This window comes from Chelatococcus sp. KU-N122 (assembly GCF_055391085.1).
Genome location: NZ_AP043981.1, coordinates 8,047,390 through 8,072,500, shown reverse-complemented (window position 1 = coordinate 8,072,500; position 25,111 = coordinate 8,047,390). Strand labels below are relative to the sequence as shown.

21 protein-coding genes are annotated in these 25,111 nt (G+C 69.3%); 9 read left to right on the top strand and 12 right to left on the bottom strand.

Annotated elements, in window-relative coordinates; translation table 11 throughout:
* Positions 1-21: 21 nt before the first annotated feature.
* Together ACZ5PO_RS36415 and ACZ5PO_RS36410 are read left to right on the top strand one after the other, a co-directional pair.
* Entirely contained in the window at positions 22-1,224 is a 1,203-nt protein-coding gene (locus ACZ5PO_RS36415; RefSeq protein ID WP_464187720.1) for a L,D-transpeptidase family protein, read from the top strand.
* A 14-nt stretch (positions 1,225-1,238) separates the two neighbouring features.
* Positions 1,239-2,162, top strand: coding sequence for a glycosyltransferase family protein (locus tag ACZ5PO_RS36410; protein ID WP_464187718.1), 924 nt, complete (start codon positions 1,239-1,241; stop codon positions 2,160-2,162).
* A gap of 57 nt (positions 2,163-2,219) precedes the next feature.
* Here ACZ5PO_RS36410 and ACZ5PO_RS36405 read toward each other — a convergent pair whose 3' ends face one another.
* Positions 2,220-3,227 carry a glycosyltransferase family 2 protein gene (locus ACZ5PO_RS36405; RefSeq protein WP_464187716.1) on the bottom strand — a complete coding sequence of 336 codons (1,008 nt, stop codon included), beginning with the start codon at positions 3,225-3,227 and terminating at the stop codon, positions 2,220-2,222.
* Between the two features lie 436 nt (positions 3,228-3,663).
* Here ACZ5PO_RS36405 and ACZ5PO_RS36400 point away from each other — a divergent pair, with 436 nt between their 5' ends.
* Entirely contained in the window at positions 3,664-4,053 is a 390-nt protein-coding gene (locus ACZ5PO_RS36400; RefSeq protein ID WP_464187714.1) for a response regulator, read from the top strand.
* 150 nt (positions 4,054-4,203) lie between these two features.
* On the top strand, positions 4,204-5,271 hold the full coding sequence (locus ACZ5PO_RS36395) for a YihY/virulence factor BrkB family protein (protein ID WP_464187712.1): 1,068 nt from the start codon (positions 4,204-4,206) through the stop codon (positions 5,269-5,271).
* A 14-nt stretch (positions 5,272-5,285) separates the two neighbouring features.
* Here ACZ5PO_RS36395 and ACZ5PO_RS36390 read toward each other — a convergent pair whose 3' ends face one another.
* The 5 genes from ACZ5PO_RS36390 to ACZ5PO_RS36370 all read right to left on the bottom strand — a co-directional run bounded on the left by ACZ5PO_RS36390 (position 5,286) and on the right by ACZ5PO_RS36370 (position 10,532).
* Complete coding sequence (locus tag ACZ5PO_RS36390) at positions 5,286-6,437, bottom strand: CaiB/BaiF CoA transferase family protein (protein WP_464187710.1); 1,152 nt, start codon at positions 6,435-6,437, stop codon at positions 5,286-5,288.
* Positions 6,434-7,756: an acetyl-CoA hydrolase/transferase family protein gene (locus tag ACZ5PO_RS36385; protein ID WP_464187708.1), complete on the bottom strand. Its 1,323-nt coding sequence runs from the start codon at positions 7,754-7,756 to the stop codon at positions 6,434-6,436. Before ACZ5PO_RS36385 ends, ACZ5PO_RS36390 begins: the two co-directional genes overlap by 4 nt.
* Positions 7,753-8,391 (bottom strand): glutathione S-transferase family protein, encoded by a 639-nt coding sequence (locus ACZ5PO_RS36380; protein WP_464187706.1) that lies wholly within the window; start codon positions 8,389-8,391, stop codon positions 7,753-7,755. Before ACZ5PO_RS36380 ends, ACZ5PO_RS36385 begins: the two co-directional genes overlap by 4 nt.
* A gap of 128 nt (positions 8,392-8,519) precedes the next feature.
* Entirely contained in the window at positions 8,520-9,686 is a 1,167-nt protein-coding gene (locus tag ACZ5PO_RS36375; protein ID WP_464187704.1) for an acyl-CoA dehydrogenase family protein, read from the bottom strand.
* 72 nt (positions 9,687-9,758) lie between these two features.
* The gene (locus tag ACZ5PO_RS36370) at positions 9,759-10,532 is read right to left on the bottom strand and encodes an enoyl-CoA hydratase/isomerase family protein (RefSeq protein WP_464187702.1); all 774 of its coding nucleotides are present in this window, start codon (positions 10,530-10,532) and stop codon (positions 9,759-9,761) included.
* A gap of 287 nt (positions 10,533-10,819) precedes the next feature.
* Here ACZ5PO_RS36370 and ACZ5PO_RS36365 point away from each other — a divergent pair, with 287 nt between their 5' ends.
* Positions 10,820-12,355 (top strand): acyl-CoA synthetase, encoded by a 1,536-nt coding sequence (locus tag ACZ5PO_RS36365; RefSeq protein ID WP_464187700.1) that lies wholly within the window; start codon positions 10,820-10,822, stop codon positions 12,353-12,355.
* A gap of 76 nt (positions 12,356-12,431) precedes the next feature.
* Here ACZ5PO_RS36365 and ACZ5PO_RS36360 read toward each other — a convergent pair whose 3' ends face one another.
* Both ACZ5PO_RS36360 and ACZ5PO_RS36355 read right to left on the bottom strand, forming a co-directional pair.
* Positions 12,432-13,607 (bottom strand): lytic murein transglycosylase, encoded by a 1,176-nt coding sequence (locus ACZ5PO_RS36360; protein WP_464187698.1) that lies wholly within the window; start codon positions 13,605-13,607, stop codon positions 12,432-12,434.
* Between the two features lie 205 nt (positions 13,608-13,812).
* Positions 13,813-15,051 carry a BaiN/RdsA family NAD(P)/FAD-dependent oxidoreductase gene (locus ACZ5PO_RS36355; RefSeq protein ID WP_464187696.1) on the bottom strand — a complete coding sequence of 413 codons (1,239 nt, stop codon included), beginning with the start codon at positions 15,049-15,051 and terminating at the stop codon, positions 13,813-13,815.
* A gap of 347 nt (positions 15,052-15,398) precedes the next feature.
* Between ACZ5PO_RS36355 and ACZ5PO_RS36350 the strand changes: the two genes are divergently transcribed.
* The 3 genes from ACZ5PO_RS36350 to ACZ5PO_RS36340 all read left to right on the top strand — a co-directional run bounded on the left by ACZ5PO_RS36350 (position 15,399) and on the right by ACZ5PO_RS36340 (position 19,173).
* Entirely contained in the window at positions 15,399-16,310 is a 912-nt protein-coding gene (locus ACZ5PO_RS36350; protein ID WP_464187694.1) for an SDR family oxidoreductase, read from the top strand.
* Between the two features lie 204 nt (positions 16,311-16,514).
* Entirely contained in the window at positions 16,515-17,966 is a 1,452-nt protein-coding gene (locus ACZ5PO_RS36345; RefSeq protein ID WP_464187692.1) for a hydroxymethylglutaryl-CoA synthase family protein, read from the top strand.
* Between the two features lies 1 nt (position 17,967).
* Entirely contained in the window at positions 17,968-19,173 is a 1,206-nt protein-coding gene (locus tag ACZ5PO_RS36340) for an acetyl-CoA acetyltransferase (protein ID WP_464187690.1), read from the top strand.
* A 135-nt stretch (positions 19,174-19,308) separates the two neighbouring features.
* Here ACZ5PO_RS36340 and ACZ5PO_RS36335 read toward each other — a convergent pair whose 3' ends face one another.
* The gene (locus tag ACZ5PO_RS36335; RefSeq protein WP_464187689.1) at positions 19,309-20,922 is read right to left on the bottom strand and encodes an AMP-binding protein; all 1,614 of its coding nucleotides are present in this window, start codon (positions 20,920-20,922) and stop codon (positions 19,309-19,311) included.
* A 151-nt stretch (positions 20,923-21,073) separates the two neighbouring features.
* Positions 21,074-21,907 (bottom strand): IclR family transcriptional regulator, encoded by an 834-nt coding sequence (locus tag ACZ5PO_RS36330; RefSeq protein ID WP_464187687.1) that lies wholly within the window; start codon positions 21,905-21,907, stop codon positions 21,074-21,076.
* A gap of 342 nt (positions 21,908-22,249) precedes the next feature.
* Between ACZ5PO_RS36330 and ACZ5PO_RS36325 the strand changes: the two genes are divergently transcribed.
* Positions 22,250-23,110 carry a MaoC/PaaZ C-terminal domain-containing protein gene (locus ACZ5PO_RS36325; RefSeq protein ID WP_464187685.1) on the top strand — a complete coding sequence of 287 codons (861 nt, stop codon included), beginning with the start codon at positions 22,250-22,252 and terminating at the stop codon, positions 23,108-23,110.
* Positions 23,111-23,161: 51 nt separating this feature from the next.
* Here the strand turns inward: ACZ5PO_RS36325 and ACZ5PO_RS36320 are convergent, their stop codons facing one another.
* Entirely contained in the window at positions 23,162-24,160 is a 999-nt protein-coding gene (locus tag ACZ5PO_RS36320) for an alpha/beta hydrolase family protein (protein ID WP_464187683.1), read from the bottom strand.
* A 77-nt stretch (positions 24,161-24,237) separates the two neighbouring features.
* On the bottom strand, positions 24,238-25,092 hold the full coding sequence (locus tag ACZ5PO_RS36315) for an IclR family transcriptional regulator (protein WP_464187681.1): 855 nt from the start codon (positions 25,090-25,092) through the stop codon (positions 24,238-24,240).
* Positions 25,093-25,111: the final 19 nt, after the last annotated feature.

Genomic DNA, 25,111 nt, shown 5'->3' with positions numbered 1-25,111 from the left:
TGAAAGGCAGGCAGACGACGCATGCGCGCCACGTGGATACCCAGGGTCTGGCTTCTCGTCGTCCTCGGCATCGGCGTGGCTGCCATCCCGGCACGGGCGGCCGGCTTCGCCAAGCACGAGGCGCCCATCCCGGCATCGACGCTGGCGGCAATGGCGGCGCGGGGCACCAGCGCCTCGGCGCCCATCGTCATTCGCGTTTACAAGAGGGAGGCCGAGCTGCAGGTGTGGAAGCTGGCGCGCAATGGCCGCTACGTCTTCCTCAAGACCTTTCCGATCTGCCGCTGGTCGGGACAGCTCGGGCCGAAGCGCCGCGAGGGCGACCGCCAGGCACCGGAGGGCTTCTATGCCATCACGCCCCGGCTGATGAACCCGAATTCCGCCTACTACCTCTCCTTCGACACGGGCTTCCCCAACGCCTACGACCGTGCCCACAATTATTCGGGCTCGGCGCTCATGGTCCACGGCACCTGCTCGTCGATGGGCTGCTACGCCATGACCGACAAGGGCATCGGCGAGATCTTCGCCATCGCTCGCGAGGCCTTTGCCGGCGGGCAGCAGGCGTTTCAATTCCAGGCCTATCCGTTCCGTATGACCGCCGAGAACATGGCCCGCCACCGCAACGATCCGAACATCGCCTTCTGGCGGCAGCTCAAGGAGGGCGCGGACCGCTTCGAGGCGACGGGCGCCGAGCCGGCGGTCGGCGTCGCAGGGGGGCGCTACGTCTTCGCTCCCTACAAGGACCCGGCCAAGGAGGCCCTGGCCCAGGCGCGCCTGAAGGAGGAAGCCGAACGAGCCACCACGCTGGTCGCCGAAGGCAGCGCGTCGGTGCGCACCACCTACATGGACGGCGGCACCAACTCGGCGTTTGCCGCGCTCGCCAAGATTGCCGCGCCGGCGCTCGGCGTGGTGAGCCGCCCCGAGGCCCTGGCCTTCGCCGGCCGCGAGGTGGTGATCATCCCGGCCCGCAAGCTCAAGCCGCCGGCCACGGAGGTCGCCGTGGCGCTGCGGCCGGCCAAGCCGGTGCAGGTCGCCTTCACGCTCGCCGGGCCGGCGGCTCCGGCTGCGTTCGTCGCGATGCCGTTCGCCGGCGGGCCGGCGATGGCGCCGAGCCGCATCGACATGGCGCACGCTCCGGCATCGGCCGAGCCCGCCCTGCTCGGCGCCTCGCGCTTCGCCGAGGGCGATGCGTCGCCGATGCCGCTCGTGGTGGCAGCCCAGCGCTGATGGACGAGTTGCACGTGCGTGGTCCCGCCGGCATCGACCGCTCCTTACTGGCGGCCGGCATCGTGCTGTTCGGGCCGGACCGAGCCCGGCTGGAGGCGCTCCTCGGCGCGATCGACGCCGACGTCGGCAAGGTCTTCGCGGTCGTCAACGGCCGCATCGACGCGGAGCTGCTGGCCGACCTTCGGCGGCGACCGCGGCTGGTGCTCATCGAATGCCCGGTCAACTTCGGTGTGGCGACGGCGCTCAACCTGCTCGCCCTGGCGGCCATGCTGGACGGCTTCGCGCGCCTGATCCTGTTCGACCAGGATTCGCAACCGGGGGAGGGGCTCGTGGCCCGCCTCTGGACGCGCTTCGTGTGGCTCGATCAGTCGGGCTGCCGCCCGGCGGTGGTCGGGCCGTTGATGGTCTCGCCGCCGCAAGGGGCTGCCTACAAGTCGCCGCGCCTGTTCCGGCGCGGGCCGGCCGGGGCGGACGCGGAGGCGGCCGTCGCCGTCGACGTGCTGGCGACCTCCGGTTCGCTGATCGATCTCGAGGCTTTTCGCTGCGTCGGCAAGTTCCGCGACGACTACTTCATCGATGCGGTCGACTTGGAGTGGTGTTTTCGTGCCTGGGCCCGCGGTTACTCATGCTGGATCGACCGCGACGTGACCATGGTTCACACCGTCGGCGACGGTGAGATCCGCATCGGTCCGGTGGCGACGCCGCGCCAGAAGGCGTTCCGGATGGGCGCCTATGTGCGCAACACCGTCTACGGCTTCAGGCTCGGCCACGTGCCTATCCGCTTCAAGCTGCGCCAGGCGGCCTACCTGCCGCTGCAAGCGATGCTGTTCTGGATCGACAGCGGCTTGCGCCCGTCCGTCGCTGTCGGGCTCGGCCGTGCTGCATGGGCGGGGCTGCGCGGTCGGCTCGGCCCGCCCGCCGGTGCGCCGGAGGTGTGAGCCTTTCCAAAGCTTGCTGCCGACCAGACGAGGTCATCCGGCCGGTGATGCGCTGCCTTACTTGCGCCTGGAGCGCCCGAGGCTGCGGATGAGGCGCGGGGCATCGGCGATGAGGAGGCCGGCGCCGCGGAGCACCTGGCGCCATTCGCCCGGCGCTCCGGCGATCGCCGCGCGCACGGTCCGCAGCGGCACCTGCACGGCAACCAGCAGCGCCAGCAGGCCGAGCGCCGTCGTTATGCCGAAGTGCTTGTCGGCGAACAGCACCTCGCTGCGCAGGATGTAGAACAGCCGCTTGTCCTTCACCTGGGCCGTCGTGCCCTGGCCCTGGTGCCAGACGCTCGCCCCGGCGAAATGCATGACCGCGGCACCGCTTTGCGCCGCCCGCACACAGAGGTCCAAGTCCTCGTAGTAGACGAAGAAGCGCTCGTCGAAGCCGCCGAGAGCCGCGAACAGCGGCCGACGAATGAGCAGGAACGCGCCCATCACCTGGGCCACCTCGCGCGTATCCTGGTGGTCCCATTCGGTCAGGAAATGCGGCGGCACCCAGGCCGGCGCGATCCGGTCCAGGGCGACCGCGCGGGCCAGGGTCAGCAGGGGCGACGGTGCGCGGGCGCAGGTGCGCTCGGTGCGACCGCCATCACCCAGCAGCTTGGCCCCGAGAACGCCGACGCGCGCGCCGGCCGGGCTCGCGAGAAACGCCAGGGCGTTCGCCAGCGTGTCCGGCTCGACCCGGGTGTCCGGGTTGAGGAACAGCAGCAGCGGCGCCTGGCCTTGCGCGGCTCCCTGGTTGCAGGCGGCTGCAAAGCCTCTGTTGGCCGCGTTGCGGACGAGCGTTACCGCCAGGCCGGGCGCCGGCATCGCGGCGCCGGCTTCTGAGCCATCGCCCGACGCATTGTCGACCACGACCACGTTGAGGTCCGGCGCCGTCGAGCTCGCCGCCAAAGCCTCGATGCAGCCGCGCAGCAGGTCGCCGGAGTTCCAGTTGACGATGACGATGTCGAGTCTGGCCGCGCTGGCGGGCGAGGGCTGGCCGGCGTCGGCCTGAAGGAGAGGGTCGTCGAACATCGCTCGCCCGCGCCGCCGGCACGCTCACCGGAGCATTTCGATCCGATCGGAGGGGCTCGTCCGATCGGATCGAAATGCTCCAATATCTCGAATGCGGAGCGCTAGCCGGCGTGACCGGCCGTCCTGCACCAGTTCCCCCGCGCCGCCCGCCTGCCGTCGAACCGGCTGCTGCGGGGCTCCCGCCGCTCCCGACATACGCCTCTTGGCCACCCAGTGCAGTCCCGTTCGGATTCTCGGACCGAACCTTCGCACCGTCCATACGCCAATATGGTGTCTGGACTCAACGGGACGCCGCCCCTCCTGATCTAACAACAGTTTGGATGACTTGCAGAATACTCACATGCTTGTGAGTGTCTATGAGGGGGATAGCAACGCGCTGCGGCTTGCCGGGGGACGAGCCGCGTATAAGCCACGTCACGAATTGTGAAAGGGCAAAATGACGGAAACCGCCACAGGCAGGGACAGCAATGACGTTCTTCTGACGATCCTCGTCGTGGAGGACGAATGGCTCGTCCGCGACATGGTTGCCCGGGAGCTATCGGACGTTGGCTATCGTGTCCTGCAAACGGAGACCGCCGACGAGGCGCTGACGCTGCTGATGCAGCAGCACGTCGACCTGCTGCTGACCGACATCCGGCTACCCGGGGAGCTCGACGGCTGGGATCTGGCCGAGCAGGCTCGCCTGAGGCGCGCAGAGCTCCATGTCATTTACGCGACCGCCTACTCCACCGAGCGGCCGCGACCGGTGCCGCGGAGCGTGATCATCCAAAAGCCCTATCGCCTGCCGGAAGTCGTTGCCGCGGTCAGCAAGCAGCTGCAGGCGTGAACCCGCCTCGCAGGGCTTCGGTCCGAGTGACTCCATCCGGTCGTGAACGGCTCCGGCAGGGTCGATGCGCATGCGCTCCTCTCGACATGGGAACTCGCGATCGATCTCTGCGGTTTTGCCGGCAGCTCGGTGTCGTGCTGCGGATCGGTGATGGCGCATCTGGAACAACCTGCCGGCCAAGGGCCGACGATCGGTGCCGGCGCGCCGGTGCTGCTGGCGATCGCGCTGGGCGCCTGGGCGCTGTGGCAGCGGGGATCGGCGCGGGATAGCGGGGCGGGCGAGCGACGATTGCCGCGGGCCTACCTTCTCCAACCGGCGGACGCCGTGGCCGGCGATCCGGCCGGCCTTGAGACTCGGCAAAGCACGCCGGCCAAGGCCGCCGTGCCGACCTGGACGGCGACGCTCTGGCGTCTTTACGAGGCGATCGGCACGGATCGCATCCTGGCGGTGGCGGCCGGCGTCACCTTCTATGTCTTGCTCGCCGTCTTTCCCGCCATCGTCGCATTGATCTCGATCTATGGGCTGTTCGCCGATGCGTCGACCGTCGGCCAGCATGTGGCACTGCTGGCCGGCGTGCTGCCGGACGGCGCCATCGCCATCATCCACGAGCAGATCACCCGCATCGTGGCCAAGGGCGCGGGCGTGCTGGGCTACGCCTTCGCCCTCGGTCTCGTCATCGCGATCTGGAGCGCCAACGCCGGCATGAAGGCGCTCTTCGACGCGCTCAATGTCGTCTACGGCGAGACCGAGACGCGCGGCTTCGTCCAGCTCACCGCTCTGTCGCTACTGTTCACCCTGGGCGGGCTGCTGTTCGCCATGGTCGCCATGGCCGGCGTCGTCGGCGTGCCCGTCGTGCTCAATCTCGTCGGGCTGGCGAGCGACGCGGATCGCATCGTCGACGTGGCGCGCTGGCCGGCCATGTTCGTCCTCATCACCCTCGGGCTGATGCTGGTCTATCGCTTCGGCCCGTGTCGGAGCCATCCGCCGGTGCGCCGGCTGCTGTGGGGCAGCATGATCGCGGCGCTCGCCTGGATCGGCGCGTCGATGCTGTTCTCCTGGTACGTCGCGCGGTTCGGCTCCTACAACGAGACCTACGGCTCGCTCGGCGCCGTCATCGGCTTCATGACCTGGATCTGGATCTCGACGATCGTCGTTCTCCTCGGGGGCGAGGTGAACCAGGCGCTCGAGGACCGTGCTTTGCACCGCCCGGCATCGTAACGCCTGCGTTCCGATCAGCGGTTGCCGATCACGCCGTCACGCTTGAGCTTGGCGATGCGCTCGGCGGCAAAGCCCCATTCGGCCAGCGCCGCCTCGGTGCCGGCGCCGGGCAGCTCCGGCGGCGTGGGCTTGCCGGGCACCGTCCGGCTGAAGCGCGGGGCGGGGGCCGGCTGCACCACGCCGTCGATGTCGATGAAGGTCTCGCGCGCGGCGATGTGCGGGTGCGTCGGCGCCTCCGCCATGGACAGCACCGGCGAGACGCAGGCGTCGCTGCCGGCGAACACCGCCTCCCATTCCGCCCGCGGCCGCGTGGCGATGCGCGCGGCGATGATCTCCTTCACCGCCGGCCAGTTGGCCGCGTCGTCGTCGTTGGGGAGGGCGGCGCGGTCGACGCCGAGCAGGCGGTAGAACTCCTCGCGGAACTTCTCCTCGATCGGCGCCACGGCGATGAAGCCGCCGTCCGAGCAGGGGTAGACCTCGTAGAACGGCGCGCCGCTGTCGAGGATGTTGGCGCCCCGTTCGTCCTTGTAGAGGCCGCCGCCGTGCAGGCCGAAGGCCGACGTCATCAGCGAGGCGGCGCCGTCGACCATTGCGGTGTCGACCACCTGGCCCTGGCCCGAGCCCTTCGCCTCGAGCAGCGCGCAGACGACGCCAAAGGCGAGGTAGAGGGCGCCACCGCCGTAGTCGGCAACCAGGTTGAGCGGCGGCGTCGGCGCCTGGTCCTTGCGGCCGATGGCGAACAGCGCGCCGGTGAGGCCCAGATAATTCATGTCGTGCCCGGCCGTCGGCGCCAGCGGGCCGGTCTGCCCCCAGCCGGTCATGCGGCCGTAGACCAGCCGCGGGTTGCGGGCGAGGCACACGTCCGGTCCCAGGCCCAGGCGCTCCATGGTGCCGGGACGGAAGCCCTCGATCAGGGCGTCGGCGCCGGCGATCAGGTCGAGCGTGGCGGCGATGCCGTCGGGGTGCTTGAGGTCGAAGGAGGCCGAGTGCCGGTTGCGGTTGAGCAGGTTGTAGCGCGGCGGCCGGGGCACGCCGAGGCCGCTCGGGGCCTGCCGCTCGACGCGGATGACGGTGGCGCCCAGGTCCGCCATCAGCATGGCGGCCATCGGCGTCGGGCCGATCGCCGCCATTTCCACGATGCGAAGGCCTGCGAGCGGTCCGGTCATCGGCTGTGATCCTGTGTCTTGGTGGTCGATACGAAGGTGGGAAAGCCGCCGGGGAACAGCGTCCGTGCCTGGCGCTCCAGGTCGTCGCGGAAGGCCGGGTCGGCGATGGCGATCATGCGCCGGGCGCGCTCGGCGAGTGGCAGGCCCTTGAGCTCGGCCACGCCGAACTCGGTGACGAAGGTGTCGGCGTCGGCCCGCGGGGTCGTCACCGGGCCGGCGAGCGCCGGCACGATGCGGCTGACCGCGCCCTTGCGGGCGGTGGCCGGCAGCGCGATGACCGAGCGGCCGCCCGGGGAGGCGAGCGCGCCGCGCACGAAATCGACCTGGCCGCCGACGCCGCCGACGTAGGCCCCGTCCACCACCTCGGCGTTGACCTGGCCGGTGAGGTCGACCTCGACCGCCGAGTTCAGCCCGACGAAGGCGGGGAGGCGCGCCAGCACGCCGTGGCCGTGGGTGTAGGTGGGCTGCGCCATCCGGAGCGCCGGGTTGCGGTCGGCGAAACGGAACAGCTTGCGGCCGCCGAACAGGCAGCCGGCGATGGTGACGCCGGTGTCGAACGGCTTGCGGGCGTTGGTGATGACGCCCGCCTCGATCAGGTCGACGGTGCGGTCGCTGATCATGCCGGAGTGGAAGCCGAGGTCGCGATGGCCCATCAGCGCCGACAGGATGGCGTCGGGCATGGCGCCGATGCCGATTTCGATGACGGCCCCGTCGGGCACCAGCGCGGCCACATGAGCGGCGATGGCCTCCTCGGTCGGGCCGACGCGGGCCGGCGCCAGTTCCACCGGCGGCCGCGTCGCCTCGACGCAGACGTGGACGCGCACGTCCTCGGGCAGCTCGCCGCCAAAGGTCCAGGGCTGCTCGCCATTGACCTGGGCGATGACGACGCGGGCGCGGCGCGCAGCCGCCACCAGATAGTCGGTGATCATGCCGAGGCTCGGCGGCCGTCCGTCGTCGCCGGGGGTCAACTGCATCAGCACCACGTCGGCGGGGATGATGCCGTCGGCGAAGAGGCCGGGCAGGGCGCTGTAGTGGGCAGCCACTGGGTCGAGCCGCCCGGCGCGGGCGATCTGGCCGGCGCGCGAGATGGCGCCGTAGCCGGAGAAGGCGAGCCCCTCCGTCCGGTCCGGCGCAAAGGTGTCGGAGAACAGCGGCCCGACGAACACCCGCGCCCCCGGATAGGCGCTCCGCTGGGCCACCAGGGCTTCGGTCAGCGCCTGGGGTTCGCCGGTGCCCTGGCCGACGACGACCGTGTCGCCCGGCCGCACCAGGCCGGCGAGGTCGAGCGCGCCAATGTCGATCGTCGCCGGCAGGCTCATGCCTGACCCGCCGCCGCGGCGAGGACCTTGCCGTTGACCGCGTCCGCCTTGGCCTGCGCCGGACGGCCTGTCACCCGCCCGATGTAGCCCATCACCTCCGGCGACTCGGGCACCAGCTTGAAGGCGGTCATGAACTTGAGCGCCGAGCCCCACAGCACGTCGGCGGCGGTGAAGCGCTCGCCCAACAGGTAAGGCCCCTGGCGCAGCTGCCCGGTGAGCGCGCCCAGCACCGCATCGGCGCTGCCATAGGGCGAGCTCATGGCCGGCCCCGGGTCGCGCTTCCCTGCAAGATCCGTCATCGCCGGCTCGAAGCAGGCGGCGTAGAACACCATCCAGCGCAGGTAAGGGCCGCGCAGCGGATCGGTGAGCGCAGGCGCCAGCCCCGCCTCCGGGAACAGGTCGGCGAGATAGATGTAGATCGCCACCTGCTCGGTCACGACCGCATCGCCGACGCGGATGGTCGGCAGCTTGCCCATCGGGTTGACGGCGAGGAAAGCCGGCTCGCGCTGCACGCCCTTGGTGATGTCGGTGACCTCGAGCTTATAGGGCGCGCCCAGCTCCTCCAGCAGCACCAGCGTCCCGGCCGAGCGCGAATGCGGCCAGTGGTAGAGAGTGACCTCGCGGCTGTCGCTCATGTGGAAACCTCCCGTTTGCCGGCAGCTGCCGCCGGCAGGCGGTGTTGTTGAGTGGATGGATGGCGGGGTCAAGTCCGCTCATCCATTTGTCAGGAATTAATTCCTGACGATATCAATACGACTTGATATCAATACGATTTGGGGAGGCCGAGCACCTTCTCGGCGATGAAGCAGAGGATGAGCTGCGGGCTGATCGGCGCGATGCGCGGGATCATGATCTCGCGCAGGTAGCGCTCGACATGGAAATCCTTGGCGTAGCCGAAGCCGCCGTGGGTCATGACCGCGGTCTGGCAGGCCTTGTAGCCGGCCTCCGCCGCCAGGAATTTGGCGCTGTTGGCCTCGGCGCCGCACGACAGGCCGTTGTCGTAGCGCCAGGCGGCGTTCATCGTCATCAGGCGGGCGGCTTCCAGCTCCATCCAGGCCTGCGCCAGCGGATGCTGGATACCCTGGTTCTGGCCGATCGGCCGATCGAAGACGATGCGCTCCTTGGCATAGTCCGACGCCCGCTCGATGGCGACGAGGCCGAGGCCGACCGATTCCGCCGCGATCAGCACGCGCTCGGGGTTGAGCCCATGCAGGATGAGATCGAAGCCCTTGCCCTCCTCGCCGATCAGGTCGTCGACCGGGACGGGCAGGCCGTCAAGGAACACCTGGTTGGAGTCCACGGCCTTGCGGCCCATCTTCTCGATCTCGCGGATCTCGACGTAGTCGCGGTCGATGTCGGTGTAGAACAGGCTCAGGCCCTGGGTCGGCCGCTTCACCTCGTCGAGCGGGGTGGTGCGGGCCAGGATCAGCGCCTTGTCGGCGACCTGGGCGGTGGAGATCCAGATCTTCTTGCCGCTCAGGATATAGCGGTCGCCGTCCCGCACCGCGCGCGTCTTCAGGTGCGTGGTGTTGAGGCCGGCATCCGGCTCGGTCACCATGAAGCAGGCCTTCTCGTCGCCCGCCACCAACGGCGGCAGCATGCGCCGCTTCTGCTCGTCGGTGCCGAAGACGACCACCGGGTTGAGCCCGAAGATGTTCATGTGCACCGCCGAGGCGCCGGACATGCCGGCGCCCGACTGGCTGATCGCCTGCATCATGATCGCCGCCTCGGTGATGCCGAGGCCGGAGCCGCCGAACTCTTCGGGGATGCAGATGCCGAGGAAGCCCTCCCGGGCGAGCGCCTGGTGCAACTCGTGCGGAAAGCCGCCGTCCTTGTCGTGCGCCAGCCAATAGTCGTCGTCGAAGCGCGCGGCGATGTCGGCGACCGCATCGCGGATCGCCTCCTGCTCCGGCGTCAGCGCGAAATCCATCGCAGCCTCCCATGACGGAATGGGGGCCCGGTCAAGCCAGGCCCTCCATCAAACCTATCCGAGTCCGGCGAACTATCCGACTTCGGCGAAGCGCGCCTTGCGCTTCTCCAGGAAGGCGCTCACGCCCTCGGCGAACTCCTTGCTGTCGAAGGCGATGGCCTGGGCCATGGCCTCGAAGGCGAGGAAGTCGTCGGTGCGGCTATAGGCATTGTTCAGCATGGTCTTGGTCAGGCCCAGCGACACGGCAGGCCCCGCCGCGAGCTCTGCTGCCAGCGCCAGCGCCTCCTCGACCACCCGGTCAGCCGGGACGATGCGCGAGGCGATGCCCATGTCGACGGCCTCCTGGGGCTCGACGCGCCGGTTGGTGAGCAGCAGGTCCCGGGCGCGGGCCATGCCGATGGCCCGCGGCAGCGTCATCGCCAGCGCCAGGTCCGGCACCGCGCCCAGCCCCGGAAAGCCCGCCTTGAAGAACGACGTATCGGCAGCGAGGACGATGTCGCACATCATGGCGAGCGAGAAGCCCGCACCGGCGGCCGCGCCATTGACGGCGGCGATGACCGGCTTCTCGCCGGTGAGGATCTTTTCGGCCCAGCTGTGGGAGCGCTGTAGGCGGGCGCGGATGACCGGGCCGCCGCGCTCCTTCATGTCGCGGATGTCGCCGCCGGCGCAGAAGGCGTTGCCGGTGCCGGTGAGGACCAGGGCGCGCACCGCCTTGTCCGCCATCAGCACGGGAATGTTGGTCTGCAAGCCTTCCTTGATCGCCGGCTCGAGCGCGTTGCGGCTCTTCTCCCGGTTGAGCCGGACGAGCGCGACGGGCCCGTGATGTTCGACCAGTACCGCGTCCATGAGATCCTCCCTTCAGATTCCGGATTCATATCGGCCCGCACCCCGCCGCAAGCGGAAGGGAGCAGTGGCGCAGGCGGGGGCCATTCGCCCCGCACATGCGCGCAGCCGCAAAGCGCTCTCCACATCCCGGAAACTTGCTCTATGGTGCGCGCCCGCGAATTGCGAAACTATATTTCGCAAGGTCCGCTCCAGTGCAAGCGCCGTCTGCCGCGACCGCCCATGGGCGGTCGGAGCCAGCCGGTTCCCGCGGACGGAGCGCGGCGACAAGCGAACGAGGCGAGGATAGCGTGAGCCTGACCAATGGAATCCTGAGTGGTGAGCGGCTTCTGAGCCCGGCGGCCTTCGACGAGCGGCTGCGCCGGGCGGCGAGCGCCTTCGCGGCGCTCGGCGTCGGGCGGGACGATTGCGTGGCGGTGCTGCTGCGCAACGACTTTCCGTTCCTGGAAGCGAGCCTGGCCGCGCAGCGGCTCGGCGCCTATGCGGTGCCGGTCAACTGGCACTTCAAGGCGGAGGAAGTGCATTACGTGCTCACGGACAGCGGCGCCAAGGTGCTCGTTGCCCATGCGGACCTGCTCGCCGGCCTGAGCGGTGCGGTGCCCGACGGCGTGACGGTGATCGAGGTGCCGACGCCGCCCGAGATCGCCCAGGCGTACCGGACCTCGCCGGAGGCGGCGCGGCCGTCGCCCGGGGCCCACGCCTGGGACGAGCTTCTCGCCGCGCACGCGCCGCAGGATGGGCCGCCGGCGCCCGCCAGCGACAGCATGATCTATACCTCCGGCACGACGGGCCATCCCAAGGGCGTGCGCCGCCGGCCGGCCACCGAGGAGGAGCGGGTCAAGGTCGAGGAAATGCGCAACCTGGTCTACGGCTTCCGCCCGGGGATGCGCACGGCCATCGCGGCGCCCATGTACCACAGCGCGCCCAATGCCTTTTCGCTGCGCGCCGCCCGCCTCGCCGAGCTGTTCATCGTCATGCCGCGTTTCGACCCGGAGGCGCTGCTCGCTGCCATCGACAAGGAAAAGCTCACGCACCTGTGGCTGGTGCCGACGATGTTCGTGCGCCTGCTCAAGCTGCCGGCCGAGGTGCTCGCCCGCTACGACGTGTCGTCGCTCGAGTTCATCATTCACGCCGGTGCGCCCTGTCCCCCCGATGTGAAGGAGGCGATGATCAAGTGGGTCGGCCCGATCGTGCACGAATACTACGGCGGCACGGAATCGGGTCCCGTGGTGTTCTGCTCCAGCGCCGAATGGCTCGCCCACCGCGGCACTGTCGGCAAGCCGATCCCCGGCTCGCACGTGGAGGTGCAGGACGATGACGGCAACGCTCTGCCGGTCGGCCAGCAGGGCGAGATCTTCATGCGGATCTCGTACTATCCGGATTTCACCTACCACAACCTGCCGGAGAAGCGCCGCGAGATCGACCGTAACGGACTGATCACCTGCGGCGACGTCGGCTACTTCGACCAGGACGGCTTTCTCTATATCTGCGACCGCAAGCGCGACATGGTCATCTCGGGCGGCGTCAACATCTACCCGGCCGAGATCGAGTCGGTGCTGGCCGCGCTCGACGGGGTGCGTGACTGCGCCGTGTTCGGCATCCCCGACGCGGAGTATGGCGAGGCGCTGATCGCGCTGGTGCAGCCGCTGGAGGGCCACACCCTCTCGCCGGAGGCGATCCGTGCCGAGCTCAAGCAGCATCTGGCCGATTACAAGGTGCCCAAGCACATCGAGGTGCGCCAGGAGCTGCCGCGGGAGGATTCCGGCAAGATCTTCAAGCGCGTGCTGCGCGAGCCCTACTGGAAGGGCGCCGGCCGGGCGGTGTAGCGCTCAGGCGGCCATGCGCGGGGCGTAGCGACGCAATCGGATGCTCCGGTCCGATTGCGACATGGCGGGGCGGCTACTACCGGCCGCCCAGCGCCCGGTAGATCTTGGTGCCGGCCCGGCCCGTGGCCGGCATGCCGGCGCTCTGCTCGGCCGCGGCGATGGCGGCGCGTGAAGCCTGGCCGATCTTGCCGTCGGCTTCGCCGATGTTGTAGCCGCGGGCGATGAGCAGCTTCTGCAGCTCCAGGCGCTGGATGCGGTTCAGGCCGGGGTCGTCGGTGGGCCACGGCGTGGCGAGCTCGGGTCCGCCCGCCAGGCGCTGCGCCAGATAGGAGATGGCGAGCGCGTAGGATTCCGCCTGGTTGTAGGCGTAGATCGCGTCGAAGTTCGGGAACACCAGGAAGCCCGGCCCGTTGCGGCCGGCCGGCAGCAGCAGCCCTGCGGCGCCGCCGCCCGAGAGCGCCTGGCCGTCCGCGCGCGTCACCCCGTGCTGGGCATAGGTTGCCAGCGCTACACGGTTCTTGCGGCCGGTCGGACCGCTATAGCCCGACGGCACCTTGACCTCGATCAGGTAGGGCTGGCCGGGCCGCCAGCCCGCCTTGCGGAGGTAGTTCGCCGTCGAGCCGAGCGCGTCGGCTGTCGACTTGACCAGGTCGCGGCGCCCGTCACCGTCGAAATCCACCGCCAGCCGCTGATAGGTGGTCGGGATGAACTGGGTCTGGCCGAAGGCGCCGGCCCAGGAGCCGTAGAGCTCGTTGAGCTGGAGGTCGCCGTGCTGCACCAGCTTGAGCGCCGCGATCAGCTCGCCGCGCCAGAAGTTGGCGCGCGGGTTGCCCGTGCAGATGAGCGTGGCGAGGGCGTGCGGAAGATAGTTGTCGCCGGTGTCCTGGCCGAAATTGGTCTCGACGCCCCAGACGCCGGCGATGACGTAGCGGCTGACGCCGAACTGCTCTTCCGCGGCCTTCAGCGTCGCCGCATGCTTGCGCATCAGCGCCTTGCCGTCGTCGACGCGCTGGTCGTCGACGAGGAAGCCGATGTAGTCCCAGATCGGCATCTTGAACTCGGGCTGCACCTTGGAGAGGCGCACCACCTTGTCGTCCGGCGCGGTGAGATCGAGCGCCTTGTCGGCAACGGCGGGGCTGACGCCGGCCGCCACGACGGCCGATCGCAAGCTGGCGACGCAGGACTGGAAATCGGCCAGGGCGGGACCGGTCCATGCGACCAGTGCGGCCGCGAACAGGGCTTGAGCCCGCATATGTCGTTCTCCCTCGGACTAGAGCATTTGCCGATCAGGTGGGGACCATCAGATCGGAAAGTGCTCCAACTCCTTGAATCCGGAGCGCTTCTCTCCGATCGGTCGACCCAACCGATCGGCGACGCGCGGCAGCGCCTGATTCGGCTCTGCACGATATTTGTGGCGGAGTATGGTTTCTATTTGCTTGCCGGATCCAGCGCGCAGCTCAGACGACCTGCCCCGCGCACCAGCCGGACGACCAGGCCCACTGGAAATTGTAGCCGCCGAGCCAGCCGGTCACGTCCACGACCTCGCCGATGAAATAGAGCCCGGGCACGCCCGCCGCCGCCATCGTCCGCGACTCGAGGCCGCGGCTGTCGACACCGCCCAGCGTCACCTCGGCGGTACGGTAGCCTTCCGAGCCGGCCGGCTTGAGCGTCCATTGGTTCACCGCGGCCGCGAGCCGGCGCAACTGCGCGTCCGGCCAATCGGCGAGCCTGGCCGGGCCGGGCACCGCCTCGACGATCAACTGCGCCAGCCGCTTGGGCAGAAATGCCGCCAGCGCGGTCTGCGGCGCCTGGCGGCCGTTACCGACGCGCGCCGCCTTGAGCTCGGCCAGGACGTCGATGCCGGGAGCCAGCGACAGCGTGATGTCGTCGCCCTCACGCCAATACGACGAGACCTGCAGCACCGCCGGGCCGCTGAGGCCCCGGTGGGTGAACAGGAGCCCATCGGCAAACTGCGTTCTGCCATGGCGCGCGACGGCTTCCACGGCAACACCGACGGCCGGGCGCAGGCGCTCCAGGGAGGGCGGATCGAGCGTCAACGGCACCAGCGCCGGGCGTGGCTCCACGACGGCGAGCCCGAACTGCTCCGCCAGTTGGTAGCCGAAGCCGGTGGCGCCCATCTTCGGGATCGATTTGCCGCCTGTCGCCACCACCAGCGAGCTGCAGCCGACGACCTCCACGCCATCCGTTGCGGTGCCGCCGTTCCGGCCCCGCCCAGCGCGCTGCAGCGCCACTGCGAAGCCCCCGCCGGCCGGCTCGACGCCCACCACCGCCGTGTCGAGCCGCAGCTCGGCGCCGTGGCGCTGCATTTCGCCCGTCAGCAACTGGACGATCTGGGTCGCGGAGCCATCGCAGAACAATTGGCCGAGCGCCTTCTCGTGGTAGGCGACGCCATGCGCCTCGATCAGCGCCACGAAGTGCCGGGCCGTATAGCGGCGCAGCGCCGAGATGCAGAAGCTCGGGTTTTGGGACAGGAAGTTCGACGGCTGCGCATTCAGGTTGGTGAAATTGCAGCGTCCGCCGCCGGAGATGCGGATCTTCTCGCCGGGCGCCGACGCATGGTCGACGATGAGCACCGAGCGACCGCGCTTGCCGGCCTCGATGGCGCACATCATCCCGGCGGCTCCCGCGCCGAGCACGATCACATCGAACCGGTTTGGTGAATGCCCTCCCGCCATGCGGCCTACACGCGGGGAGCCCGCGCGAAAGTCAACCGCCGCGGCACGCCGGTGCCTTGCGCATGCTCCCATCCGATCGGGCCGTCTGATTGCGTGGACATCATCCAACTCTTTGAGCTTGAGCCATTTTTCTTGCGATTTGGTGGTGCCCCGAGAGCGCGCGGCGCTCTCGACGGCACGCTCCGAAAGTGAGACGCTCAACGCCGTGCGGGGCCGGCTGTCCGCTGCATTGCGAAAAACAATTCCGCATGCGTTGACTTGCTCGTTTCGCCCGTGTCAAGGAAGACCAAATGCCGGGTTGGGCCAGATGCCGGCCCGCCAGTCCTCATTCAAGGGAGCGAGCGCGGATGGGATGCCTCGAAGGTAAAGTGATCATCGTCACCGGCGCGGGACGCGGCATCGGCCGCGACATCGCGCTGCTCGCCGCCAAGGAAGGCGGCAAGGTCGTCGTCAACGATCTGGGCGTGGACCCGGAGGGCGAAGGCGCCGACACCGGCCCGGCGGCCGACGTCGTCAAGGAGATCCGCGCGGCGGGCGGCGAAGCGATCGCCAACGGCGCCAGCGTGGCGGAGCCCGGACCGGCCGAGTCGATCGTCAAGGCGGCGGTCGATACGTTCGGACGCATCGATTGCGTCGTGAACAACGCCGGAATCCTGCGCGACCGCATCTTCCACAAGATGAGCGTCCATGACTTCGAGACGGTCATCAAGGTGCACCTGCTCGGCTCGTTCTACATGGCTCGCGCGGCCGCCCAGTATTTCCGCGAGCAGGAGAGCGGCAGCTTCGTCCACTTCACCTCGACCTCCGGCCTCATCGGCAACTTCGGCCAGGCCAACTACGCCGCGGCCAAGCTCGGCATCGTCGGCCTGTCGAAGTCGATCGCGCTCGACATGGCGCGCTACAACGTGCGCTCCAACTGCATCTCGCCCTTCGCCTGGAGCCGGCTGATCGGCACCATTCCGGCCCAGTCGGAGGCGGAGCGGCTGCGGATCGAGCGCATGAAGGCGATGGGGCCGGAGAAGATCGCGCCGCTGGCGGTGTTCCTGGCAAGCGACCTGTCCCGCGAGGTCACCGGTCAGATCTTCGCGGCACGCATGAACGAGATCTTCCTGATGGGCCAGTCGCGGCCGCTGCGCGGCATGCAGCGCTCCGAGGGCTGGACGCCGCAGACCATCGCGTCGCACGCTCTGCCGGCGCTGAAGTCGTCGTTCTATCCGCTCGACCGCTCGGCCGACATCTTCGGCTGGGATCCGGTCTGAGCCGCAACGGCCGGGCTTGCCCGGCACGGTCTACGCTCAAGCGCCGGGCTCGCCCGGCATCGACCGAAGGCTGATCCGCCGGGCAAGCTCGGCACGATCTGCGCTCAAGGGCCGGGCGCGCCGCGCCCGGCCTCGCCAGAATACGCCGCGGCACCGTCCGTCGAGCCCTCGGGCAGGGCCCGGAGCGGTCCGAAAGGAGGAAGCATGACGTACGGCATTCTGTCCTATGGGGCCTACATTCCCCGGCTGCGATTGCAGCGTAAGGCCATCGCCGAGGCCAATTCCTGGTTCAACGCCGCCCTGAAGAGCCAGGGCAAGGGCGAGCGCGCCATGTGCAACTGGGACGAAGACCCGGTGACCATGGCGGTCGAGGCCGGCCGCGACGCCCTGCACGGGCATGAGCGCGGCGGCGTCAAGGCGCTGCTGTTCGCCTCCACCACCTTCCCCTTCCTCGACCGGTTGAACGCCGGCGTCGTCGCCGGCGCGCTCAGCCTCTCGGAAGAGATCGCCTCCAACGACGTGGCCGCCACCCAGCGGGCCGGCACCTCGGCGCTGCTGCAGGCCCTGGCGAGCGGCGGTGAGGCGCTGGTCGTCGCTGCCGAGAAGCGCGATTCCAAGGCCGCGAGCCCGCTCGAGATGCAGGCCGGCGACGGCGCCGCCGCCATCCTGGTGGGCGAAGGCGAGCCGGTGGCCAAGCTGCTGGCGCAGGCGACGCGCTCCGCCGATTTCGTCGACCACTACCGCACCATCGACTCCGGCACCGACTACGGCTGGGAGGAGCGCTGGATCCGTGACGCCGGTTACATGACCATCGTGCCGCCGGCCATCGCCAGCGTGCTCGACAAGGCCGGCCTCAAGGCCGCCGACGTCACCCACTTCTGCATGCCGGCGGTGCTGCCCAAGCTCGCCAACACCATCGCCAAGGCCGCCGGCATCCCCGACGCTGCGGTGCGCGACAACCTGCATGCCGTGTGCGGCGAGACCGGCGCGGCCCATCCGCTGGTGATGCTGGTGGCTGCGCTCGAGCAAGCCAAGCCCGGCGACCGTATCCTGGTGGTCGGCTTCGGCCAGGGCGTCGACGCGCTGCTGTTCGAGGTGACGGCCGCCAACGCCAAGACGACCGGCCGTCTCGGCGTCAAGGGGCACCTGGCGCGCAAGCGCGAGGAAGGCAACTACAACAAGTTCCTGGCCTTCAACGACGTCATCGAGATCGAGCGCGGCATGCGTGCCGAGGCCGACAAGCTGACGGCGCTGTCCGCCATGTGGCGCAACCGCGGCGCCGTGACCAGCTTCACCGGCGGCAACTGCACCAAATGCGGCACGTTGCAGTATCCGCTGAGCCGGATCTGCGTGAACCCCAATTGCGGCGCCGTCGACACCCAGGTGCCCGAGCCCTTCGCCGAGAAAACCGGCAAGATCAACTCCTACACCGCCGACCGGCTGACCTATTCGCCCGATCCGCCGGCCTCCTACGGCATGATCCAGTTCGAGGAGGGCGGCCGCTGGATGATGGACTTCACCGACGTCGACGAGAGCGATCTGGAGGTCGGTCGTCCCATGCGGATGATGTTCCGGGTCAAGGATATCGACACGCAGCGGGGTTTCCGCCGATATTTCTGGAAAGCGGCCCCGGCTGGCGCTGCAGGGAGGAGCTGAGATGGCCAAGGGTATTCGCGACAAGGTCGCCATTCTGGGCATGGGCTGCTCGAAGTTCGGCGAGCGCTGGGACATGAACGCCGAGGACCTGATGGTCGAGGCCTATATCGAGGCGCTGGCCGATGCGGGCATCGAGACCAAGCAGATCGACGCAGCCTGGCTCGGCACGGGCATCGAGGAGCAGCACGTCGGCAAGTCGGCGGTCCCGCTCGCCGTGGCGCTGCGCCTGCCGTTCATCCCGGTGACGCGCGTCGAGAACTTCTGCGCCTCGGGCACGGAAGCCTTCCGCGGTGCGGTCTACGCGGTCGCCTCGGGTGCGGCCGACATCGCTCTGGCGCTGGGCGTCGAGAAGCTTAAGGACACCGGCTACGGCGGCCTGCCGCAGCGCGGGCGCGGCACGGTCAACAACATGACCTGGCCGAACCTGTCGGCGCCGGGCTCGTTCGCCCAGCTGGCCGCGGCCTACCGCGCCAAGCACGGCACGGCGCCGGAGGACCTGAAGCGCGCCATGGCGCACATCTCGGTCAAGAGCCACGACAACGGCTCGCGCAACCCCAAGGCGCACCTGCGCAACAAGATCACCATCGACACCGTGCTCAATGCGCCGATGATCGCCGAGCCGCTCGGCCTCTTCGACTGTTGCGGCGTGTCGGACGGCTCGGCTTGCGCCATCGTCACGACGCCCGAGATCGCCAAGAGCCTGGGCAAGACCAACCTGATCTCGGTCAAGGCCCTTCAGCTGTCGGTCTCCAACGGCACCGAAGCCCAGCACAACTCGTGGGATGGCAGCTACTTCGCCACCACCCGCATCGCCTCCAAGCGCGCCTATGCCGAAGCCGGCATCGACAACCCGCGCGAAGAGGTCAACCTCATCGAGGTGCACGATTGCTTCTCGGTGACCGAGCTGGTCACCATGGAAGACCTGCACATCTCGCCCGAGGGACGGGCCGTGCACGACGTGCTCGACGGCTTCTACGACTCCGACGGCACCATCCCCTGCCAGATCGACGGCGGGCTCAAGTGCTTCGGCCACCCGATCGGTGCGTCGGGCCTGCGCATGATCTACGAGATGTATCTGCAGATGCAGGGCCGGGCGGGCGAGCGCCAGCGCAAGGAACTCCCGCGCATCGGCCTTACCCACAACCTGGGCGGCTTCCCGCACCAGAACGTCTGCTCGATCTCGATCGTCGGCCACTACGAGGGCTGACCGGGCGTGGAGCAGTCTCGGCTGCTCCACGGCTCATGCCTCCGGAACCGGGCGTGCCCGCGTCCCGGCGCCGGATCCAAGGTGCGTTCGTCATGGCCGGGCTCGCGCCCGGCCATCTTCTTATGGATGGCGTCGTCAGGGGCCGCGCGTCTTCGCCTGCTCGCGATCCCAGGTCGCCGGCCCGATGCCCCGTTGGCGCAGCTCCGTCTTGCGCACCTTCTCGGTCGGCGTCTTGGGCAAGGCGTCGACGATTTCGATGTAGCGCGGCTGGGCGAAGCGCGGCAGCTCGCGGTCGGCGTGGCGGGCGATGTCGTCCGGCGTCAACGCCGCGCCCTGGCTGACGATGACCGCCAGCATCACCTCGTCCTCGCCGCCGCTCATCGTGGCCGGCACGGCGAAGGCGGCGACCTCGGCCACGCCGGGCAATTGCGCGATCGCCTGCTCCACCTCGAACGAGGAGATGTTCTCGCCGCGGCGGCGGATGCAATCCTTGATGCGGTCGACGTAGTAGAGGTAGCCGTCGGCATCGATGCGGCCGGCATCGCCGGTGTGGAACCACAGATTGCGCCACGCCTCCACCGTCTTGCCCGGCATGGCGTGGTACTCGGCCATGAAGCCCGACGGCAGCCTGGGCCGCACCATGATTTCGCCGACGAGCCCGGCGGGCACCTCGGCATCGGTCTCCGCGTCGCGGATGCTCACCTCGAAAAAGCGGTCATAGGGTTTGCCGGCGGAGCCGGGCCGCGTGCCCTCGGCCGTGCCCCAGGCGACCATATTGACCTCCGTCATGCCGAAGCCGGAGCTGACGGCTGGCACGCCGAAACGCTCGTGCCAGACCGGGACGTGGTCGGCCGGGTTGGGGGCGGCGAGCACGAGACGCAGCTTGTGGTCACGATCCTCGGGCCGCGGCGGTGTGTCGACGATGAAGGCGCTGACCACGCCGAGCGCGTTGGTGACGGTGGCGCCGGTGCGGCGCACATCGTTCAGCCATGCGGCGGCGCTGAAGCGCCGCCGCACCACGGCCGTCGCGCCGGCGATCAGGCAGGCGTAGAGCTGCATGAACAGGCCGTTGGCGTGGAACAGCGGCAGCACGATGTAATAGGTGTCGGCTTCGCTGACCTTCAGGCAGTCGACGGTGCCGAAGCCGAACAGGAAGCAATGGGCATGCGGCATCAACACGCCTTTGGCCGGCCCGGTCGTGCCCGAGGTGTACATGATGGCGGCGATGTCGTGCGCCTGCGGTAGCGGGCCGGCATAGGCCGTGGCGGCGCGCCAGCCGGAGAACGGCAGCAGGGTCCAGTCGGCCGGCCCGTCGGGTATCTCGTCGCTTTCGGCAACCAGGGCGGTCCGCAGCGTCGACAGGCGCGGCGCGATCTCGGCCAGCACCGGCAGCAGGTCGGCCCCGACGACGGTGATGGCCGCGCCGCAGTTCTCCAGCTGATGAGCGAGGAAAGCGCCTTTGAGCTCGGTGTTCAGCAGCACGCAGACGGCGCCGAGCCGGCTGATCCCCGTCCAGGCGCGGACGAAGTCGAGACTGTTGCGGACGAACACGGCCACCTTGTCGCCGGGCGCCACGCCCAGCGCCAGCAGATGGCCGGCGACCTTGTCCGCGTCGTGCGCGGCCTCCGCGAAGGTGAGGGCCTGGCCGTCGACGATCTCGATGAAGCGTTTGTCGGCATGGGTCGCGGCGCGGGCCGCCAGGACCTGAGGCAGCACCCACTGACGGCTATCCTCGCTGTAGATCGTCACCTCCGCGCCCTCGTTCGATCGGTCTCGTTGCATGGTGGGCGCGAGCGCCGGCGCGGCGCAAGCCCTCCAGATTCCCAAACCCTTCAAATTCCAAAGATTTGGAGCATGTCTATCCGATCAGGCGCCCCCATCTGACCAGAAGATGTTCCTGTCAGCGGCCGGTGCCGCCGAGCTGGGCGGCGATCTGACGGGCGGTGTCGGCGAGCATCGGCCCGTAGTGGCTGGCGATCTGCTCCTCGCTCAGCAGATAGGCCGGGCCGCCGAGCGCCAGCATATAGATGCCGCGGCCGTCCGGCATGACGATGGGGGCGGCCGCACCGTTGATGTCGCGCTGCCATTCGCCGATCGACGTGCAGTAGCCGTGCTCCGCCAGTTCGGCGATGGCGAGCTCGACGGCTTGCGTGAGGCGCGGCCAGTCGTCCGGCGTCTGGCGCCGCAGCGCGTCCAGCACGGTGGACCGCTCCGCCTCCGGCGCGCTGGCGAGCCAGGCCTTGCCCATCGAGGTGTTGCCGATCGGCATGCGCGTGCCCGGCGGCAGCCGCAGGCCGATCAGCGCCGAGCCCTCGCAGGTTTCGACCGCGAGGATCTGCAGGCGATCGCGCAGACTGAGCGAGATGTTCATGTTGCCGCTGTCGGCCAAGGTCTGCATCAGCGGCCGCGCGACCCGCCGGATGTCCAGGTTGGACAGCGCGGCGAAGGCCAGCGACAGCGTGCGCGCGCCGAGCTCGTAATTGGCGAGCCGCGGATTGTAGGTGAGATAGCCCAGCTGCATCAGCGTGTGGGTGATGCGGGAGATGGTGGGCTTGGGCAGGCCGGTGCGCTCGGCCAGCTCCTGGTTGCCCAACGCGCCGTCGCGGGCGCGGAAGGCGCCGAGCACATCGAGCCCGCGCGCCAGCGCGGCGACGAACAGACGCCCGCCCTCGGTGTCGGTCGCGCCCTCCCGCGGCCGCCGCGTCGCCGCCCGGCTGCCGCCGCCCTCGCGCACGGTCCGTGGGCTCGCCGGGGGCGAAACGCCGTTGATCGGACCGTCGTCCCCAACGGCCGATGCTGGTCGGGTCCGTCCGGATGCCTTGCTCGGCTTGGTCTTTGGCATTCGCTCCCTTTGCGCGTCGCCCTCTGCGCGCGTCTTGTACACATTTGCCGGCTCTGGCAACCATCGTCGCATGGTTGCGCACGAAGCCGGCTCCTGTTGCCCCATATCCTGCGCGGCGCCCGGTGCCGTCGGCTGGCTTTGCAAAAATCGTTTTCGCAGATTGATCGACAGCGGGCGCTGTGACAAGGTCCGGCCAAGAAGCATCAACAAACGGGCTCAAGGAGGAGCGCTCCGATGCCGATCGATCCCCAGCGACTGCTGAACTGGCCGTTCGAAGACCTCGAGCACACCTATACCGCGCGCGATACCATGCTGTACGCGCTGGGGCTCGGCGTCGGCGCCGATCCGCTGGACGAGGCCCAGCTGCGCTTCGTCTACGAGGAGAACCTGGCGGCGCTGCCGACCATGGCGGTGGTGCTCGGCTATCCGGGCTTCTGGGTCAAGGACCCGGCGACCGGCGTCGACTGGAAGAAGGTTCTCCATGGCGAGCAGGGCCTCCAGGTGTTCAAGCCGCTGCCGGCGGCGGGCACCGTCATCGGCCGCACCCGCGTCACCAACATCATCGACAAGGGCGCCGGCAAGGGCGCGCTGCTGTTCTCGGATCGCGATGTCATCGACAAGAAGACCGGCGACCTGCTGTGCCGGGTCAGCGGCACCAGCTTCCTGCGCGGCGACGGCGGCTTCGGCGGCTCGAGCGGCCCGGCGCCGGCGCCGCACCCGATGCCGGAGCGCGCGCCGGATCTCAGCGTCGCCATCCCGACCCTGCCGCAGGCGGCGCTGATCTATCGCCTCTCCGGGGACTACAATCCGCTGCACGCCGACCCCAAGGTTGCGGCCGCCGGCGGCTTCAAGGCACCGATCCTGCACGGGCTGTGCACCTACGGCGTCGCCGGCCGGGCGTTGCTGCAGGCGGTGGGCGGATCGCGGCCGGAAAGCCTGCGGCGCATGGACGTGCGCTTCACCTCGCCGGTCTATCCGGGCGAGACCATCGTCACCGAGATCTGGACGGGCGAGGGCGGGGAGGTGTCGTTCCGCGCCAAGGTCGCCGAGCGCGACATCGTCGTGCTCAACAACGGCCGCGCCGAGTTTGCGTAGGTCGTGATCTTGACGCCGGAGGCGGCTCGATCCGCATCGGGGGCGGGGCCGTCACGGCGCTGGCACCAGCCGCTGCCTGAAGAACGCGATCATCGACTGCTGAAATGTGCGCAGGAAGGCTGGCCGGTCGAAACCGTCCGCGTCCTTGCAGATGTGCGGTGCGCGCGCGGCCAGCGCCTCGCCGCAAGGGGCCAGAAACGCGTAGTGGCCGGCCCTCGCGACAAGGTGATCGTCGGGCGGGGTCGGTAGCAGCGATCGGAACAGCGCGGCGTTGGGTACGATCGTATCGTCGGCGGCAACCCAAAGCTGAACCGGCACCTTCACGTCGGCCAGGCCGTCCGGTGCGAAGGCGACGGCCAGCGCCGGGGCCGCCACCACGGCTGCCTTGATCCTCCCATCCGCGTGCACGATCAACGGCATGTCATGGCCGGGCGCTGCATCGGCATTGCCGCGCTGCCGGCCGTTGCGGCATCCCCAGTCGTCCGGCGTTTCCCGGCAGAAGGCGACGACGCGGCCCCAGTCGGCTTTGCCGCCGATGGCGATCAGCGCGGTCGTGCCGCCGGCCGAATGCCCGAAGATGCCGATCCGCGCCGGATCGAGGCTGCTGCGCCCGGGCCATCGGCCGAGCATATGATCGATGACTTGGCTGATCTGCTGCGCTCGCTTGGCGAAGTTCTGCGGCGTGAAGGCGCTGCTCCGCTCCTTGTAATTGTCGCCGCCGTGGGTGACCGCCGCGACGACGAAGCCGGCCTCGGCCAGTGCCATCCCGGTGTCGTAGGAGTTCAACGCCGATCCGCCGGTGCCGTGCGAGATGACGACGAGGGGGAGCGCCGTCCCTGCGACGGCGCCGTTCGGCGCGACGGTCAGCCGGAAGGGGCCGAACTGCTGGGGCGCCGCGCCGGCGTCGCTGGGGTACCAGATGGCGACCTCGAGCGATTGGCCGTCGCTGTCGGGAACCATGGCCCACTGGAAGCCGACGGCGCTCGCCGAATCAGCCGCGAACGCCAGCAGCACTCCAGCCAGGAGGGCCAGGAGATAGCGAGGGGTCATGACAGGCTCCCGAAGTCGACGATGTTGCGCAGATTAGCGGTCGGCGCGCACCTGGCGGCGGAGGCGCCTCGGACGAGTCAGGGGAGGCGCGTGCCGCGCCCGTGGGCCGGCGCGATCCCGTCCGGCGCCGCGTCGGAGAAGCCGAGCTCGGCGCTGACGAGGCTCGCCGCCCGCTTGACCAGAACCGCCACCTCGGCGACGCGCGCCTCGTCCATGTGCTTGACCGTGCTGGAGACGCTGATGGCGGCGACGATCTTGCCGCCGGCGGCGCGCACCGGGGCGGCGACGCACATGGCATTGGGATCGCTCTCCTGGCGATCGAGCGTGTAGCCGTTGTCCACGTACGTGTGGAACGCCTTGAGCCAGCTCTCCACGTCGACGACCGGGCGCATGATCTCGCCCACGGCTTCATAGTAGGAGCGCCAGGAGGACGCATCCTGGTCCAGCACCAGTGCCTTGCCGACGGCGGTCGGCGCGATCGGATAGCGTTCGCCCACGCGTGACCTGAATTCGAAGCGGCGAGAGCCCGACAGCTTGTCGACGAACAGCATGCTGCCGCCGTCGAGCGTCGCCAGGTGGACCGTTTCCCCGGTCTCGTGGCACAGGGCCTGGAGGAACGGCCTGGCGCATTTGACGATGCTGTTCTGGGCCTGGCCCAGAAAGCCGAGCTCCAGGAGCTTCGGCCCCAGCGCGTAGCCCTCTCCCAAGGTGAAGCTCAGGTAGCGCCGCTGCACCAGCGCGGACGCCAGGCGGTGGCAGGTGCTCTTCGACAGCCCGAGCCGGCTCGACAGCTCGGCCAGATCCCTGGGCCTGGCGCCGACCGATTCGAGCAGGTCGAGGGCCCGAAAGAGGCTTTGCGCGCCCTTCACCTCCGACTTGATGGCCTGCTCCAACGCGTTGTCCGGCGGCAAGGCGTTCTCCGCAACGTCCAAGATTGACTCTCCTCTGGAA

Excerpts from the sequence above, each read along its gene's own strand:
- ACZ5PO_RS36415 (WP_464187720.1), top strand. The coding sequence starts at position 22 with ATGCGCGCCACGTGGATACCCAGGGTCTGGCTTCTCGTCGTCCTCGGC.
- ACZ5PO_RS36405 (WP_464187716.1), bottom strand. The coding sequence starts at position 3,227 with ATGTTCGACGACCCTCTCCTTCAGGCCGACGCCGGCCAGCCCTCGCCC.
- ACZ5PO_RS36400 (WP_464187714.1), top strand. The coding sequence starts at position 3,664 with ATGACGGAAACCGCCACAGGCAGGGACAGCAATGACGTTCTTCTGACG.
- ACZ5PO_RS36395 (WP_464187712.1), top strand. The coding sequence starts at position 4,204 with ATGGCGCATCTGGAACAACCTGCCGGCCAAGGGCCGACGATCGGTGCC.
- ACZ5PO_RS36390 (WP_464187710.1), bottom strand. The coding sequence starts at position 6,437 with ATGACCGGACCGCTCGCAGGCCTTCGCATCGTGGAAATGGCGGCGATC.
- ACZ5PO_RS36385 (WP_464187708.1), bottom strand. The coding sequence starts at position 7,756 with ATGAGCCTGCCGGCGACGATCGACATTGGCGCGCTCGACCTCGCCGGC.
- ACZ5PO_RS36380 (WP_464187706.1), bottom strand. The coding sequence starts at position 8,391 with ATGAGCGACAGCCGCGAGGTCACTCTCTACCACTGGCCGCATTCGCGC.
- ACZ5PO_RS36375 (WP_464187704.1), bottom strand. The coding sequence starts at position 9,686 with ATGGATTTCGCGCTGACGCCGGAGCAGGAGGCGATCCGCGATGCGGTC.
- ACZ5PO_RS36370 (WP_464187702.1), bottom strand. The coding sequence starts at position 10,532 with ATGGACGCGGTACTGGTCGAACATCACGGGCCCGTCGCGCTCGTCCGG.
- ACZ5PO_RS36360 (WP_464187698.1), bottom strand. The coding sequence starts at position 13,607 with ATGCGGGCTCAAGCCCTGTTCGCGGCCGCACTGGTCGCATGGACCGGT.
- ACZ5PO_RS36355 (WP_464187696.1), bottom strand. The coding sequence starts at position 15,051 with ATGGCGGGAGGGCATTCACCAAACCGGTTCGATGTGATCGTGCTCGGC.
- ACZ5PO_RS36350 (WP_464187694.1), top strand. The coding sequence starts at position 15,399 with ATGGGATGCCTCGAAGGTAAAGTGATCATCGTCACCGGCGCGGGACGC.
- ACZ5PO_RS36345 (WP_464187692.1), top strand. The coding sequence starts at position 16,515 with ATGACGTACGGCATTCTGTCCTATGGGGCCTACATTCCCCGGCTGCGA.
- ACZ5PO_RS36340 (WP_464187690.1), top strand. The coding sequence starts at position 17,968 with ATGGCCAAGGGTATTCGCGACAAGGTCGCCATTCTGGGCATGGGCTGC.
- ACZ5PO_RS36325 (WP_464187685.1), top strand. The coding sequence starts at position 22,250 with ATGCCGATCGATCCCCAGCGACTGCTGAACTGGCCGTTCGAAGACCTC.
- ACZ5PO_RS36320 (WP_464187683.1), bottom strand. The coding sequence starts at position 24,160 with ATGACCCCTCGCTATCTCCTGGCCCTCCTGGCTGGAGTGCTGCTGGCG.